Raw genomic sequence first — 16,093 nt, forward strand, 5'->3', positions numbered from 1 at the left:
CCAAACCCTTGCCGAAGCTCTCGAGGCAGAAGCCGAAATCCGCAGATTTCCGCCGATTCGCACCGTTTCGGATCGGTCTGGAACACCCCACATGGCTCCGAGATAACACCGATTCGGTGCCTCTTGACCAGTGCCCAATCCGCGATCATCGTATTACAAATCACGTGTTTTTCGTTTTATCTCAGGCAAACGCGGAGCTCGGGCGCTGCGTGATCGGGATGACAAGGGAGATCGGCATGCGCGCGAAGAGACTGGTGATCGCTCTGCTCCTGGCCGGGAGCGCCACGTCGGCGGCGTTCGGCGTCGCGCCGGCAGGCGCGCAGCAGGCGGTACCAGCAGGCGCGCAACGGGCCGCGCCGCAGCCGGACGGCCCGCCCAAAGGTACGCATGCCTATGCCGAACTCGTCACGCTGTTCACTGACTTCGACGCGTGGCGCAAGCCACCTGCCGTCAATGGCGTGGTCGACTTCAGCCCGGCCGCCGTCGAGAAGCGGCGCGCCGAGCTGCGCGATTTCCAGGCGAAGCTCCCCGATTTCGCAGTGGCTAGCTGGGATCGGCACCAGCAGGTCGACTATCTCGCCGTCCGCGCCCAGATGGACCTGCAGGACTTCAGCCTCAACATCCTCAAGCCCTGGGCGCGCGACCCGGGCATGTACGTCGATGAACTGCAAGACCTGGCCTATACCGATCTGCCACTGAAAGGCGCGGCGCTGGCCAGCTTCCGCGCCCGGCTGCGCACCATCCCCGCCTATCTGGCCCAGGCGCGGGTGAACCTCGATTCGGTGGCGGCCGACTATGCCGATCTCGCGCTGCACAGCCTCTCGCACGGCGACGGCGTCGGCCACGGCATGCCCTATCGTGCGGTGGAGCCGGAGGGGCTGATCGGCTGGTTCGCCGACCTGCACGGCCGCGCGCAGAAGCAGCAGCCCGAGCTGGTGGGCGACATCAAGGCGGCCGAGGCCGCGATCCGCGGTTTCCGCGACTGGCTGGCCGCCGCCCGTCCGACGATGACCGCGCGCGCCGGGGTCGGCAAGCCGGCCTATGACTGGTTCCTCGCCAATGTCCGGCTGATGCCCTTTACTTCGGACGAAGTGGTGACGATTGCCAGGCGTGAGCTCACCCGCTTCTGGGCCGACTACTCCACCGAGCAGCACCGCAACCGCAAGCTCCCCGAGCTGCAGCTGCCCAAGTCTGCCGAGGAATATGAGGCGCAGCTGGCGGGCACCGACACCAAGATCCGCAAATGGCTGAAGGACGAGGAGATCATCACCATCCCGGACTATATTCCGGGCACCTATCAGGAGGTAGGCTTCAACGCGCCGTGGATCGTGCGGCCCACCGGACCGATGTTCTGGGAGCAGATCCAGTTCCGCGACGCGTCGCCCGACCATCTCCATGCAACCTTCCCCGGCCACCGCTTCGACGGGATGACCGCCAAGCGCGTCACCGACCCGATCCGCAGCAAGGTGAGCGACAGTGGCCGCACCGAAGGCTGGGGCTTTTATCTGGAGGAGACTGCGCTCCAGCTCGGCCTGTTCGATGATCGCCCGCGCACCCGCGAGCTGATCTACATCTTCGGCCTGTTCCGCGCAGCACGGACGATCGGCGATGTCGAGATGCAGCGCAACGAGATGACCGTCGCCGAGACGATGCAGTTCTGGAAGAAGTGGACGCCCTATCTCGATGACAATGTCGCACGCACCGACGCCGGCATCTATATCCGCCGGCCACCGGGCTATGGCATGACCTATACGATCGGCGCGATGCAGCTCCAGGGACTGCTGGCCGATCGCCGCCGCCAGCTGGGCGACAGCTTCTCGCTCCGCGACTATCACGATTACCTCATGAACACCGGCCGCCTGCCCGTGTCGCTGCTGCGCTACGACCTCACCGGCTATGATGATGAGGTGCGTGGCTTCTGGCGCCATGTCCCGCTGTCGGAGGTAACGCGCTAATTGGTATCCGTCGTAACCGGATTGACGAAAGGCCATGCGTCTCCAATCATCCGGTCATGACGGACCAGCCCCCCGAATTCCCCGACGCCTTCAACATGGCGGACTATTTCGTGTTCGCGAATGTGGAGGCGGGGCGCGGGGGGAAGACCGCGTTGCTGTTCGAGGGCCAGGCGATCACCTATGCCGAGGTCGCCGCGAACGTGACGCGGGTCGCCGAGCGGCTGCTCGCCGCGGGCCTGCTGCCCGAGCAGCGCGTGCTGCTGTGCATGCGCGACTGCCCCGAATTCGTCTATGCGTGGTTCGGCGCGATCAAGGCCGGGGCGGTGGTCACCCAGATCAACCCGATGCTGCCGGCGGCCGACTACGCTTACTATCTCGGCTATGTGAAGCCGCAGTTCGCGTTCATCGACGAGATGAGCCTGGAGGCCTTTCAGGCGGCACGTGGCCAAAGCCGTTACTGCCAGGACGCGGGCGCAGTGATCCTGGTCGGCGAGGCGCCCGGCCTGCCCCGCTTCGACAGCTGGATCGCCGAACCCTCGCCCCTCGCCCCGCCGCCCTGGCCGACGCGCAAGGACGATCCGGCGGTATGGCTGTTCACCAGCGGCACCACGGGACAAAGCAAGGGCGCGGTCCACTGCCATTTCCACTTCGCCTATAACAGCGAAGTCTATGCCCGGCGCTTTATCGGCATGAGGGAGGCCGACATCACCCTGTCCGGCCCGCGGCTCTATTTCGGCTATGCGACCGGCACCAATCTGATGTTCCCCTTCGCGGTGGGGGCAACGGCGATCCTGTCGCGCGAGCAGCCGACGCCCGACAGCATCTTCGCGCTGGTGGAGCGGCACCGCCCGACGGTGCTCACCAATGTACCGACGCTGATCAACAAGATGCTAGAGGCCGAGGGGCGCGCGCCCGACCTGTCGAGCATCCGGATGATGTGGAGCGCCGGCGAAGCGCTGCCCCGCGAACTGCACGAGCGCTGGAACGCGCGCTTCGGCGTGCCGATCATCGACGGGATCGGCAGCGCGGAGAGCTTCCACATCTATATCAGCAACCGCCCTGGCGACATCCGCCCGGGGAGCCTGGGCAAGCTCGTGCCCGGTTACGAGGCCGATCTGCTCGGCGATGACGGGATGCCGATCGCCGGCGGAGAGATCGGCGTGCTGCGTATCCGCGGAGATTCGGCGGCGCTCTATTATCATGGCGACTACGCCAAATCGAAACGCCATCTGGGCGGCGGCGCGATCGTCAGCGGCGACCTGTTCCGGCGGGATGCCGAAGGGTATTGGTATTATGAGGGCCGCGGCGACGACATGATCAAGAGCGGCGGCATCTATGTCAGCCCGCTCGAAGTCGAGGGTTGCCTGAGCGAGCATCCCGCGGTGCTGGAATGCTGCGTGTTCGGCCGGGCGGACGCCAATGGGCTGGAGAAGCCGGTGGTGGTCATCGTGCCGCGCGAGACGGTCGAAGCGGGGGACGCGCTGCAGGTCGAGGTGCTGGAGTTCGCCCGAACTCGCCTGGCGCGCTACAAGGTGCCGCATCAGGTCTATCTGTCGAACGTTCCACTGCCGCGGAACGACCGCGACAAGATCGATCGCAAGAAGCTGAGGGAGAGGTATCGATGATGCTCGGCGACCAGCCCTGGACGCGGGTGCAGGAAGCACTGGCCAGCGGCGCAGCGGTGGTGGCCATCCTGCCGCTGGGCGCGGTCGAGGCGCATGGGCCGCATCTGCCCCTGTGCACCGACGTCATCATCTCCGAAGGCATGGCGCGGCGCGCGGCGGCGTTGCTTGGCGAGGACGGCATGCACGCCTTCGTGCTCCCCACCCTCGCCTATGCGCCCGCCCATTATGCCGCCGAATTCGCCGGGACCATCTCGATCGGCGAAGCCACCGCGCGGGCGGCGGTGCTCGATATCGCCGCGAGCCTGAAAACGCAGGGCTTTGCTTGCCTGGCACTGGCGAACAGCCATTTCGACCCCGCGAACGTCGCGATGCTGCGTGGTTTGGCGGCTGAGGTCGCCGCGCTCGGCATCCCCCTCGCCTTCCCCGACTTCACTCGGCGTGCGCTGGCCGCCGAGCTGACCGAGGAGTTCGTCTCCGGCGCCTGCCATGCCGGCCAGTTCGAGACGAGCCTGGTGCTCGCCGACCGACCGGAGCTGGTCGACGAAACGGCGCGCGAGCAGCTTGCCGACAATCCCGCCAGCCTGGTCAGCGCCTTTGCCGCAGGTGCCACGACATTCACCGAAGCGGGGGGACCGGACGCCTATTTCGGCTTCCCCGCACGCGCCACGGCCGAGGAGGGAGAGGAAACCTCCACGACAATGGCCGCGGCGATCGTTCGCGCCGTGCGCGAGGCGCTGTCACCCGCTTCCTGAAGGTAGATCACGCCAACCGGAATGTTGGCGGCGGCAATGTCAGCCGGGTGTCGGCCACGGCCTCGCCGCGGAAGAACCGCACGAGCAGGGGCTGCACGTCGGGATGCGCCTCGAACACGTTGTGCCCGGCATTTTCGACGATCACGCGGGACTTGTGCTGGAACTGGGCCGCCACTTCATCCTGCTCGGCCAGCACCGTGCGGCCGTCCAGCGAGCCGGCGATCAGCAGCGCAGGATGATCGATGCGGATCGGCGCCCGGAAGCCCTCACCCAGATCGACGCCCGGGATGGCGTCCAGCAACTGCGGCATCGGGAAGTTCAGCGTGTCGCCCAACACCGCCGTCCGCGCCTCGCGCCGCACCAGGGCCAGCCGCCGCGGCGAGATCCCGGATGCGAGATCCATCGCCTCGGGCATGCCCCTCAGGCTCAGCAGGTCGGCGACGTCGCCCAGGAACGGCGCCAGCACCGCGGTGTTGCCCGCGTCCAGCGCCAAATACAGGCCCGGCAGCATCGCCAGAGTATGGGGATTGGCGATCAACCCGCCCGCCAGCATCTGGACGCCGAAGCCGCCCATCCTGATCTGGCCCGGCTTGCCGTTCAGGGTGACCGCCGTCAGCGCCGGCTGCGCCTCCAGCCGCGTGTGGACGCGGCGCATCAGCGCCAGCAGGTCCGGTACCGCCGCACGGGCGGCGGGGTCCGCCCCCAGCAACGCGTCCACCTGGCGCAGATAGGCATCGGTCCGCGCCGGCCGCTTCACCGTCTGGTCCTGCCCCTCGAGGCTGGACAGCGCCACGCGGTTGACCCGGGCGCCGTGCCGCTTGAGGATGCTGAGCGCCAGGTGCGAGCCGTAGCTGGTACCCCACAGGTCGATCTTATCCGCACCCAGGTGACGCCGCAGATCGTCGATATCGTCGGCGCTCTGCTCGCTATTATAACCCGACATCGCCACGCCCGCCCTGGTCCAGTCCGCCCAGGCGCTCTGGAGCTCCGAGCGATAATAGGCCGTCAGCCCGGCCTGGGTGAACACCGGCACTGGGCGCGTCGAGGCCGGCCGCTCCGGAATGCTGCTCGACATGCCGGTGCCCCGCTGGTCGAACGCGATGACGTCGGCCACCGCGCGCAGGGCCATGAAGATAGGAAAGCGCGGACCCGTTGCCGCACCCGTTCCCTCACCGCCCGGTCCTCCGGCCAGATAGACGATCGGCGGGCCCGGCCGGGTTGCCGTCGACCGGAACCGGACATAGCCCAGCCGGATCTTGCGCGAGCGGGGATCGCGGCGATCCTCCGGGACCTCGAAGAAACCCCGTTCGGCGTCGGTCTCCTCGCCGCGCCAGCCCTTGAAGCGAAAGGGCCCGGCCTGCGACGGCGATGCCGTCTGCGCGGCAGCCCGGGCGAGCGCGAGGGCGGGAAGGGCAAGGGCGACGGCTGCGAGCACGGCGCGGCGATTGGGCGATGTGAAGGTCATGCAGCCGGCTGAGCCGTTCGCGCGCCGGCCGCCATCCCGCTTCGGTCAATGGCGGTCCGTCATCGGCGAATGGCGGTGCATCTCGGCGAACTGCGCCCTAGAGGGGGCACATGTGGCGAATCCTGCTCCTTGCCGTCCTCCTGATCGGTCTCGCGACGCCGGCGCTCGCCCAGGACATGCCATGGCAAGCCTGCCATGGCGCGGCCGGCCCCGCGGGCCCGGTGCTGCGCGATTGCCGCCCGATCCAGGATTTCATCGATCCCCAGGGGCGTGAACTCTGGATCCGGTCCGCCGTCGCTGTCCCCGCCGATGCCCGGCCGCGCATCCTCTATGTGGCGGGCGTCGCCTCGTCCGAGGCGTGGTTCAACGGCCAGCGGCTCGGCGCCAACGGCCGACCCGGCGCCACGGCGAAGGCCGAGACCCCCGGGCGCTACCAGGCGATCTTCCCGATCCGGGAGAGCGCCTGGCGGCCCGACGGCAACATGGTGGTGCTGCACCTGTCATCCTTCCATGGCGGCCTGCGTTTCGCCCGCCCGATCAGCGCCATTGGCGTCGGCACCTATCCTTCTACGCAGCGCCTTACCCCCCTCGCTGTCACCTTCGTCGCCGCCGGCACCCTGTTGGCCGCGGCGTTCGGCTTCGGCGTCATCCACGCGATGCGCCGCACGGGATCCAGCCTGACCCTGGCTGCCATGGCGGGGGTCGCTACCCTGCAGGCCGTCGTCGAGAGCTTTCGACCGCTGTTCGACTATTCCTATCCCCTGCATGCCTGGCGGATGAGCGCCATCTGGGCCCTGGCGGCCGCCTTCGCGATCCTGCTGGTCACCTATGCAGCCGGTCGCTTCCTGCCCAAGGCGCGCCGCCTGATGATGGGCCTGACCCTGGGAGTGGTCGGCGCGACGGCGCTGCTTCCCGGCTTCGACGTGAAGACGGTCTGGGCATTGATCCTTGGGGTGGCGCTCGCTGCCGTGCCGGCCGGCATGGGCGTATATCGGCGTCTCCCCGCCGCCCGGCCGACACTGGCATGGCTGGCACTGTTCCTCGCGCTGGCGCTTGGCTTCCCCGATTGGCTGGCCGACGTCTCCTATTTCGTGCTCGCGGCAGGCCTTGTGCTGCCGCTGCTGATGGTCGAGGTCGTGCGGCTGGGCCGCGACGACCGTGGCCGCGAGGTCGCCCTGACCCGCGCCGCCAGTCGCCCCGACCGCCTGACCGTGGCCTCGGCGCGCGGTGTCGAGCTGGTGCCGATCGCCGAGATCCTGGCAGTGGTTGGGGCCGACGACTATGTCGAGTTGCGGCTCATCGGCGGCCGCAGCCTGTTGCACGCCGCCCGCCTGGACGGGCTGGCGTCCGAGTTGCCGGCAAGCTTCCTGCGCGTGCACCGGTCGGCGATCGCCAACCTTTCCCAGGTGCAGCGCCTCGAGCGCGATGGCGACCGCTGGCGACTGCACTTGCGCGAGGGCGCGCCCCTGCCGGTCAGCCGCTCCCGCCAGCCTGCGCTGCGCGAAGCTCTGGAGGTTCCTCCGCCGGCAACGGCGGCGGTTGGCCGATAGCCACGCGCGAGCGGCCTCGCGCCGGCTGTCGTCATTCACCGTTCTCACAGGACGTTCACCGATCCGGTGTTGGGTTGCCGCCGGAACTGGGGTTGTGCGGTGCCGAATCCATCGGAGAGTTCAATGCGACCAATGCACTTCGTTACCGTCGCGGCGCTGTCGTGCCTTCCCGCAAGCGTCGCCTGGGGTTCCGCTGCACCGCATGCGGCACACCCAGCCGTCGCGACACTACAGGATCGGCCCGCAATCGACCTCGACGCGGACTTCGCATCGATCGCGCCGACCGGACCCGGCTGCGCGGTGGGCGTAGCGATCGCGGGGGCTTCCCCCGTGACGCGCGCTTATGGCCTGGCCGACCTGGAACACCCGGTGCCGCTCAGCGCGGACAGTGTTTTCGAGACAGGCTCGCTCGCCAAGCAGTTCACCGCCGCCGCGATTCTCCTGCTGGTGCAGGACGGCAAGCTGGCGCTCGACGACGATATCAGGCGCTATCTGCCGGAGATGCCGGACTATGGCACGCCGATCACGATCCGCCACTTGCTCACCCACACCAGCGGGCTGCGCGAGCAATGGAGTCTGCTCGCGCTGACCGGCAACGGCCCTGGAACACAGGTGCATATGCAAGGCACGATCCTGGACCTGCTTTCGCGCCAGAAGGGGTTGAACTTCGCGCCCGGCGCGGAATTCCTCTATACCAACACCAATTACGCACTGGCGGCGATCATCATCGAGCGCGTCAGCGGAGCCAGCCTGCAGCGCTTCACCGAGCAGCGCCTGTTCCAGCCGCTCGGCATGCGCCACAGCCGGTGGCGGGAAGATTTCCGCACGATCGTTCCGGGGCGGGCAATGGCCTATGCCGCTACCGATGAAGGCTTCATCGCCAACATGCCCTTCACCAATGTCTATGGAAATGGCGGGCTGCTCACCACGATCGGAGACCTGCTGCGCTGGAACGCGTTCCTGGACCACCCTTCGCGTCTGGCCGGCGGCGAGGCCCTGGTCGCAGCTCTGCAAACCCCCGGCAAATTGCGCGACGGCACGGCGCTCGAATATGCCCTGGGCCTCGAAGTCACGCGCGCGCACGGATTGCGGCTCGTCGCGCACAACGGCTCGACCGCAGGCTACAAGACCTGGCTGGGCCGCTATCCGGACAAAGGCATTTCGGTCGCTGTGATGTGCAACAATGGCGGCATCGATCCGGTTGGCCTGGGCGAGAAAATTGCCGGCCAGGCGCTCGATGCCGGCGGCTATGTCGAGAACCGGCCCGCGAGCCCACCGGCTGCGACGCCTGCCGGTGTCGCCGCCACGGACCTCACGCCATACCAAGGGCTGTTCAGAAACCCGGTCACCGGTGACCTGGTGGAGACGAAGATCGTCGACCACCAGCTTACCCTCCAGCAGGGGCCGACCGAGATATTGACGCAGACCGGCGAGGAGCGATTCCAGCGCGCCGATGGCGGCCTTGTGCGGTTTGCCAGGGCGGGGAGGAAAGCGGTCGCGCTAACCCTCGGCGCCGATGCGTCGCGCCAGCGCTATGTTGTGGTCGCGCCTGCCAGAACCGGCCCTGCCGCACTCGATGCCTATGTCGGGACCTATTACAGCGCCGAGCTGGACAGGCGGATTTCGGTCGTCCGAAAGGGTGACACGCTGGTGATGCGGCAACTCTTTGCTGTCGAATGGCCGCTGGCACCACGCTTCGCCGACGGCTTCACGACACGTCTGCGAGGCACGACGAGTTTCGTCTTCACGCGGACACCCACCGGCCGGATCGACGGGTTCGCCGCCTGGCTGAACGGCGTCCGCGACATAGGTTTCGTGCGGCTGCAATAGGCGGCCGGCTGCGTCTGAACATCGACAGCGCTTGATCTGACTGGCTGGGGCGGCAGGATTCGAACCTGCGAATGACGGTACCAAAAACAGAAACCGCGCCGTCCCAACAATCCGAAAACCGCAGATTTCTACGGCTTTCAAGAGTATCCGACATTCAATTCCTGAGATCAAGAAGAAGTAGGATACAAATCGGGATACAGGGAGGTCTCGTTTGTGAACGGGTGAACTGAAGGAGCGGCAGGCAAACTCCGACTGAGGTGCTCCCCCTGGCCGGCTTTCTCGACGGGGGCTCCTGCCCAGTTTCGAGAACGGCCTGACGAGGTTGTAGCCGTGCCGCCAGGCACCGAGCACGAAGCGGGCATGCGGCAGCGACGTGAACAGTGTCTCGTTGAGGCATTCGTCGCGCAAGCGACCGTTGAAGCTCTCGACAAAGCCGTTCTGCATCGGCTTGTCTGAGGCGATATAGTGCCACTCCACCCGCCGCTCTCGCGACCAACGCAGTATAGTCGACGAGGTCAGCCCGGCCCCATTATCGCTTACCACCATGTGCGGTTTGCCGCCTATCCCGATCAGTCGCGTCAGCTCCCGCGCGCGCCGCACGCCCGACAGCGACGTGTCGGCCATCAGCGCCAGGCATTCGCGCGTGTAATCATCGACCACGCTCTGGATGCAGAACCGCCGGCTGCATGTCAGAGTGTCGGACGAAGTCCAGCGACCAGCGCTGGGTCGGGCCGTCGGGCAGCACCGCCGATGCTCGCGTGCCCAGGGCACGCTTGCGGCCACCACGGCGGCGGACGCGGAGGTTTTCCTCGCGATAAACCCGCAGCAGCTTCTTATGGTTGGGCGTCATGCCCTCGCGAGCCATGCGTCGCCCCCCCCCCCCGCGGTGCATATCTAAACCCCACGCGCGCCTTCTTTGCGAACGAGGTCCTTGTAACAGCGTTCAGACGAACCACCGCCATCTATCGAATCGAAATCGAAGCCTTCGTACCACGAGCAATGGGGAAGGCAGCGTCCCAACGCGAACGCGTCATTGAAGCACCCTTGCCGAGGCGGAACATAAAGATCGCCGCCGACCTATGGTTTCAGCTTAGGATAGTCGACCTGGGAAAATTCTGTCGAGTTGAGTTGCCGCTTCTCCGACGTGCGCATCGACAGAGGTGAAAACTCTATGCGGCAACCACATCGCACAGAGGAGTGCGACTTGCTCCGTTGCAGGGTCCACCTGGGCTATTAGCTCCGGCGGATCGACCACAAGGTCGACGCCGGTGCCGCCTATGTCGCCATCTCGCGCGACCGATCCCGCGTCAGCCGCGAAGGCCCGCCATGGACTCAGTGGACGAGAGAATGGGGTCACACCGGAGGCGTGAGACGCCCGAGGGATGTTGCTTCGAATTCGGTGTAGCATGAGCCCGCTGGCTCACCGAAACTAGACATACGCGGGCAAGCGAAACATTCGAAACTAGGACTTCGCGCCGAGCCAACCATAGCTGAGCTAGATCGATCCGGTGATTATTGGGCGACAATCATCGCTCAGAATCCCGAAACGATGCCACACACCCTCCCCTCGCGGCTAATTATTTGCCAAATTCTCGATGTCCATCACTAAATTAGCGTAGATCTCAACCAAGCTAGCCGGGCACTTGAATGAAACTCCACCAACAGAGAAATAATCTTCATGCCTTGATATTTCTCCAAAATTACCTTTCCCAAATTCTAGGTATTTAAAACCCCCTCCAACAGATTGCGATATCTGATTTACGCTTACGGAAATCCAATTCCCCCTGCTGAACCAACTGTAAACACCCACTGGCTCACGAATCTTGTCAGTTATTTCCATGATTATATCCGGATCATTTAGGCTTGTCGTTGCCATCCATGGCAAATTCTCGCCCTCATGTCGTTCAAACGTTTCCATAATCACCAGATGACGTCGCTGCCGCTCCGGCCATTCCAGCCCTTTCAACGTCTTCATATTCATCTCCACCACTGCAGCATGAATGCAGGATAATCGACACCATTCAAATGCGATGCCCCCCTGCTCGTAACGGTCATCCCGAGATAGGGCTTTTGATTTCGAGCGGAATTTGAAAGGCTCTCGACAATTTTCGTGTTGATGACGGGCCCTGTCTGAATGGTCACCGCATCGAAACCACTTTCCTCGCCCTTAAAATAGGCCAAGGCACGTCGCAAGGAAGCCGATCGGGCAGGATTAGCATCGCCGATCATCCGGATTTGCATGGTTACGCTGCTACCGTTCGCACTAAACCTGCTGCCATCGATTCCCAACGCCTTCAGATCCCGCTGAATTTGCTTGGGGAGCATATCGAAGCAATCATTGTGCACCCAAACGCCGAGGCTGCCGACGTGATAGGTGTGCCAGCCTTCGACAGTTAGGTTATAGACAGGCTCAATCGTGCCAGATGCGGTTACGTCTTCCACATAGGCAGCCGTGCCGTCCGCAAGACGGAGGCGATCACCCGTCTTGAGCGCGCTAGCTATCGCAAAACCGCCGGTGCCATTCTCCCCGCCAGTTTCGATCCAGAAAGGATGGAGCGCGGTGGTCCTAATCGTCTCTTTGCGACCGTCAGGGGTTGAAGCCGATACTTCATAAATCTCGAGCTCGCCCGTACAACCCGCTTCGAGTACCTTTCTCCAGCCTGCTTCTCCGATGTCATGCTCGGAACGAGACCAAACCATATCCCCTGGCAGCAATGTCTCAATCGGCGTTGGTCCTTGGCGCATTTGCACCAATGTGCCCGCAGCGAAGCATTTCGGGCCTCGGGAGCTGGGTATGCGCTCTCCTTCATTCTCAGCCCCCCTTGCGGCTCTCCCGAGATTTTTGATCGCAACGCCCAGACCCGAGAGCAGAATGCTTCCGGCAATCGTGAACCCGGATGCACCGTCCTGAGATTCAACCCGGACATATTTCCCTACCAGGACCGTCAGGGCGCGGTGCTGCTCCGGCGCCAGAACCTGGCGTGGCTCGACAGCACCGTGCCCCAGGAGGATCTGCTGCGCGCCTTGCCCGCCCGCAGCTACCAGATCGAGGAAGTGGGCCCGCGCGGGCTCGAGGATCGCCAGCGGCAGCTGGCTCTCTAAGCGAGGTCTCGCATGTTTTCGCCAGCCACCCTCCCCGCAGCCTCCCCAACGACGAGCGCCACCGCCCAGTTGAACGCGGTCGTGCTAACCGGTGCCCTGATAGCCACGGCGCTCGAGATTATCGCCTTGTTGCCGACGTCCCGGGAGGACGGGTTCGCGCAGGCCCAGATTCTCTAGGCCTATGCACGCGGCGCAGGCTTCGAAGACGAAATACTCGCGGGGGCGGCCCTGCACGCCCGGATCACGGCGCTGGCGAAATGGCCCGCCGCGCTCGATCCGGAACACCAGTCGGATCCGAATGCCGTCCTGGAAGCCGCGGCGCGGCATCCTCTTGTCGACAACGGCACTTCGAAGCGCCGCCTTTCAGGAGCTGCTGCTCTTTATCGAAGAGCTCCCCTGGCAAGGAAGGCGAGACTTTCGGCACGTGGGGCTGCCAAACCCGCCGCGTCGGGTCACTACCCGCCTCGGCACGTCTTGGGTCCAATTGCATTCGCGGGTCCCGCCGGCAGCGCATCGGCGGCGCGGCGGCGTCGGACGCAGGCCTGCCCTTGCGCCGCTCGAGCCGATCCATGCGCTTCTTCATGAAAAGGTCCCGCCGCGCCGCATAGGGATCTTCGCTTTTGGCGAGGCAGGCGGCCGGGGAATCGACGGGCCTGTTCGAGAAGGTGCAGCTCTGCTTCGAGGACGAGATCGCGCGTCCAAACTTCCAGGCCCCGTCCCGATAGCGGCGCGCGCACGGGACAGCCCACGCTGCCGAGATGGACAACGCCCCTCACACGCCTGCGCAGCCGGCTCGACGAAGCGCTGAACGACGGAGAGGCCCAGCGCGGCGCCGCCATCGAGGCGGCCATCGCGCAGGTGGACGAGCTGCTCGAGATCTTCCGCGCTGTTGCGCATCTCCGAGGTGGAAGGGCTCGGGGTGCGCAAGCAATTCCGTCCAGTGGCGTTGGGCACGGCGCTCCTGGAGATCGCCGAGACCTATCGCCCCGACGCGGAGGCGAGCGGTCACGTCCTCGAGACCGAGATCGATGGGGCCGATCCAGGTCCTTGGCTACCGCCGGTTGTTGATCCAGCTGGCCACCAATTTGTTCAACAATGCGCTCCGCCATACGCCGCCCGGAACCCCATCCGGGTCACCCTTGCGGGGGGGGGGCAGGGATTGCCTGCCTGCGGGTGGTCGATGACGGACCGAGCGTGGACGCCGCGGCGCGCGACCGTCTGTTCGAACGGTTCAGCCGGGCCGAGCAAAGCCGGTCCACGACCGGCCACGGGCTCGGCCTGGCGCTGGTCGCGGCCATTGCTGCTGCCCACCAAGGCCAGGCCAGGCTGCTGCCGGGACCCGGCTTCGGAGTCGTGATCGAGCTCGGCCCGCTGCTCCCCGCGCCCGATCTCAGAAATTGACCAGCAAATTCAACCGGAAACGATCGACCCAGTCCCGCGGGATGAAAGCCGGGGTGAAGCCCGGTGCCTTGGGCCGGTAATGATAGAAGGTGCCGTTGAGTGTGACATTCGGCCACAGTACATAATCGACCAACGCGGTGTGCTGCAGATAGTTGGTCGCAAGGTCGGTATTGTCGTGGCTGAAGGCCGCCAGCACCGCATCGACCCCGACTTCGGCATAGCCATAGCCGAAGCGCAGGTCCCGCACCTTGGTGCCGCGTCCGACCAGGACATCGATCCCGAACCCGCTATCCTGGTCGGTGGTCGCACCGAAATTATGGACATAGTCGGCAACAAACCGGATCGGCCAGGCCTCACCCATTTCCTTGATCGTCACCGCGCCGATCAGGTCGAGCAGGTTGAAGTCCGACAGATACCTGCCACCGGCAAAGCGATTGGTCCGAAAGTCGCCGATATCGCCGCCGCTCGTGCTCTTGAGCCGATAATCATAATAGCCGGCGGCCGCTTCGAAGCGCACCGGCGCCGAGGACGGGGTCTCGAACACCAGCTGACCGCCGATCATGTCGCTGTTCGGGCCATTTGGCGCTTCGTCCACCATGAAATACAGGCCATTGGCCCGCAGTGACGCGCCACTCCCGAGGCTCCAGCGATAGGACGCGCTCACACCTTCGGGGCTGATATCGCCGTCCCACACGAGCTCGGTCCGCACGAATGGCTGCGGTACCTTGCCGGCGGTAACCTGCAGGCCGCCGAAGCTGCCCCGGATAAAGGCCTGGTCTAGGCCGACCACTAGGTCATTGTCGAAGCCGGTCAAGGTGATGTCGGTGCTATTGGGATCACCCGGATCGCCAGTTGCGAGCTCGGTCCCGATCGAAAGCCATTTGTTGACCGCATAGCTGGCGCGCAGCCGGGCCCGGAGCACACCGCGGTCCCGGGCACGCGCGTCATCGTCGCTGAAATTGGCCTCGTACCGTACCCGGATATCGCCATTGATCGCCAGGCGGGCAGGCGCCGCAACCGGCGTGGTGCCTGGTGCCGAGCCGCTGGCCGGGTTGACCGGTGCCGCGGGCGTCGCGTCCTGCCTGGCAAGGTTCGGCCCGAGCAACGAGGTCCGGCCCTCCGGGAGCGCACTGGCCTGGGGCGCGGCAACGACACTGGCCAACGGCCCAGGCGCCGGGAGGGCCTGCGCGGTTCGCTCGGCGAGCGCCCTTTCGAGCTCGGCGATGCGCGCGGCGGCCTGCTGCTGCGCTGCCTTGAGCGCGTCGAGTTCGGCGCGCAGCTGTGCAAGCGCGTCCGCGGACTGTGCTACGGCGACACCCGGAAGCAGGCAACCGATGGTTGCCAAGGGCGCAGCGGTACGAAGGAGTATGCCGGCAAGGGAAGCATGCTGCATGGTCACTGCGCCTCCCGGCTGACGGCCAGCACGCCGAAATCGCTGCGCGCCCGCACATATTTGCCGGCCGTGTCCCGCTCGACCGTTGCATAGGGAATGAAGAGGCGCGCGCGCCGCGAATCATAAGCGGCGGTGCGCCCGCCCTCCCTGGTCTTGAGCGTCTGGGTGACGCGGGCGACCCCACCCGTATCGAGGGTATAAATGGTGAGCGTGCCGTCGAGGCAGGGAATGAACCCCGTACGGCTCGACGGGTCGAAGACAGAGCCGTCGGCCCGCTGGCCAGTGGCAATGGTCCCCCGGTCGCTGCCGCTTGCGGCGTCGATCACCTTGGCCACGCCGTTCCGGCAGGCCGAGACCAACATCCCGCTGACCGGGTCATGCGCGATGCCCGTCGGTTCCTCGCAGCTGGCCAGCGCATAACGGCCCGTCACCTTGCGCGAGCCAATGTCGATGACGAGGATCTCGGCGGTTTCCTCTGCATTGACGAAGAGATGGCCCTTGCCGTCGCTCGTCGCCCCTTCAGGCGTGCCGCTCACGGGAATCGTCGCTACCGCGCGCGCGCTTGCGATATCGATGACGGTAATGGTCCCGCTCCCGCCGTTCATCACGAAGGCAAGCCGCGAACCGGCGTCATAATAGGCCCCGTCCGGCTCGACCCCGGTCACGATATCGGCAGTGACCTTGCCCGTCTCGCGGTCAAACAGGGTCGCGGTATTGCTCTCGCCATTGGTGCTGAGCATCAGCCGCGTCCCCGCGATCGGGAGGACCGCCGCCACGCCCTCGCGCGTGAGCAGGGTCCGCGTCTTGCCGGTCTGCGGATCGAGGGTCATCACCCCGAAATCGCGGCCGATATAGACGCGTCCGGTCGCGTCATCGACCGAGACATAGTCGTAGCTGCCTCGGGGGCCGGCAAAGTCGCGGATAACGGCAAAGGGCGCGGCGTCGCCGGCAAGGGCGGGCGCGGCGATGAAGGCCAGCACCAGAGCGAAGGCGGGGCGTCGGTACATGGTCATTCTCCTC

At 65.6% G+C, this 16,093-nt stretch carries 13 protein-coding genes and 1 pseudogene; 7 read left to right on the forward strand and 7 right to left on the reverse strand.

What is annotated here, in order from left to right; all coding sequences use genetic code 11:
- Window positions 1–236: 236 nt before the first annotated feature.
- From AC1RPL_RS06560 to AC1RPL_RS06570, 3 genes are read left to right on the forward strand one after another with little or no spacing between them, the layout of a single operon-like run.
- Window positions 237–1,955, forward strand: coding sequence for a DUF885 family protein (locus AC1RPL_RS06560; RefSeq protein ID WP_493068447.1), 1,719 nt, complete (start codon window positions 237–239; stop codon window positions 1,953–1,955).
- Between the two features lie 56 nt (window positions 1,956–2,011).
- Window positions 2,012–3,580, forward strand: coding sequence for a benzoate-CoA ligase family protein (locus AC1RPL_RS06565; protein ID WP_493068448.1), 1,569 nt, complete (start codon window positions 2,012–2,014; stop codon window positions 3,578–3,580).
- The gene (locus AC1RPL_RS06570) at window positions 3,577–4,332 is read left to right on the forward strand and encodes a creatininase family protein (protein WP_493068449.1); all 756 of its coding nucleotides are present in this window, start codon (window positions 3,577–3,579) and stop codon (window positions 4,330–4,332) included. Before AC1RPL_RS06565 ends, AC1RPL_RS06570 begins: the two co-directional genes overlap by 4 nt.
- Before the next feature lie 7 nt (window positions 4,333–4,339).
- Here AC1RPL_RS06570 and AC1RPL_RS06575 read toward each other — a convergent pair whose 3' ends face one another.
- Window positions 4,340–5,797, reverse strand: coding sequence for an alpha/beta fold hydrolase (locus AC1RPL_RS06575; RefSeq protein ID WP_493068450.1), 1,458 nt, complete (start codon window positions 5,795–5,797; stop codon window positions 4,340–4,342).
- A 110-nt stretch (window positions 5,798–5,907) separates the two neighbouring features.
- Between AC1RPL_RS06575 and AC1RPL_RS06580 the strand changes: the two genes are divergently transcribed.
- Together AC1RPL_RS06580 and AC1RPL_RS06585 are read left to right on the forward strand one after the other, a co-directional pair.
- Window positions 5,908–7,347 carry a LytR/AlgR family response regulator transcription factor gene (locus AC1RPL_RS06580; protein ID WP_493068451.1) on the forward strand — a complete coding sequence of 480 codons (1,440 nt, stop codon included), beginning with the start codon at window positions 5,908–5,910 and terminating at the stop codon, window positions 7,345–7,347.
- 132 nt (window positions 7,348–7,479) lie between these two features.
- Window positions 7,480–9,177 carry a serine hydrolase domain-containing protein gene (locus AC1RPL_RS06585; RefSeq protein WP_493068452.1) on the forward strand — a complete coding sequence of 566 codons (1,698 nt, stop codon included), beginning with the start codon at window positions 7,480–7,482 and terminating at the stop codon, window positions 9,175–9,177.
- A gap of 294 nt (window positions 9,178–9,471) precedes the next feature.
- Here the strand turns inward: AC1RPL_RS06585 and AC1RPL_RS06590 are convergent.
- From AC1RPL_RS06590 to AC1RPL_RS06600, 3 genes and pseudogenes are all read right to left on the reverse strand, one after another.
- Window positions 9,472–10,042, reverse strand: a pseudogene (locus AC1RPL_RS06590) (integrase core domain-containing protein); the annotation flags it as partial.
- Between the two features lie 708 nt (window positions 10,043–10,750).
- Window positions 10,751–11,152, reverse strand: coding sequence for a hypothetical protein (locus tag AC1RPL_RS06595; protein ID WP_493068453.1), 402 nt, complete (start codon window positions 11,150–11,152; stop codon window positions 10,751–10,753).
- A gap of 2 nt (window positions 11,153–11,154) precedes the next feature.
- Window positions 11,155–11,922: a polymorphic toxin-type HINT domain-containing protein gene (locus AC1RPL_RS06600; protein WP_493069094.1), complete on the reverse strand. Its 768-nt coding sequence runs from the start codon at window positions 11,920–11,922 to the stop codon at window positions 11,155–11,157.
- Window positions 11,923–12,132: 210 nt separating this feature from the next.
- On the opposite strand from AC1RPL_RS06600, the gene AC1RPL_RS06605 reads away from it, so the two are divergent.
- Entirely contained in the window at window positions 12,133–12,279 is a 147-nt protein-coding gene (locus tag AC1RPL_RS06605) for a hypothetical protein (RefSeq protein WP_493068454.1), read from the forward strand.
- Window positions 12,280–12,363: 84 nt separating this feature from the next.
- Here AC1RPL_RS06605 and AC1RPL_RS06610 read toward each other — a convergent pair whose 3' ends face one another.
- Window positions 12,364–12,606 (reverse strand): hypothetical protein, encoded by a 243-nt coding sequence (locus tag AC1RPL_RS06610; protein ID WP_493068455.1) that lies wholly within the window; start codon window positions 12,604–12,606, stop codon window positions 12,364–12,366.
- 768 nt (window positions 12,607–13,374) lie between these two features.
- Here AC1RPL_RS06610 and AC1RPL_RS06615 point away from each other — a divergent pair.
- Window positions 13,375–13,680, forward strand: coding sequence for an ATP-binding protein (locus AC1RPL_RS06615; RefSeq protein ID WP_493068456.1), 306 nt, complete (start codon window positions 13,375–13,377; stop codon window positions 13,678–13,680).
- On the opposite strand, the gene AC1RPL_RS06620 is transcribed toward AC1RPL_RS06615, so the two are convergent.
- On the reverse strand, window positions 13,670–15,025 hold the full coding sequence (locus AC1RPL_RS06620; protein ID WP_493068457.1) for a putative porin: 1,356 nt from the start codon (window positions 15,023–15,025) through the stop codon (window positions 13,670–13,672). The genes AC1RPL_RS06615 and AC1RPL_RS06620 overlap by 11 nt on opposite strands.
- A 50-nt stretch (window positions 15,026–15,075) precedes the next feature.
- A complete protein-coding gene (locus AC1RPL_RS06625) occupies window positions 15,076–16,080 on the reverse strand; it encodes a YncE family protein (RefSeq protein ID WP_493068458.1) in 1,005 nt (334 codons plus the stop codon).
- Window positions 16,081–16,093 lie beyond the last annotated feature (13 nt).

This window comes from Sphingomonas sp. GW821-FHT12D09, assembly GCF_058807215.1.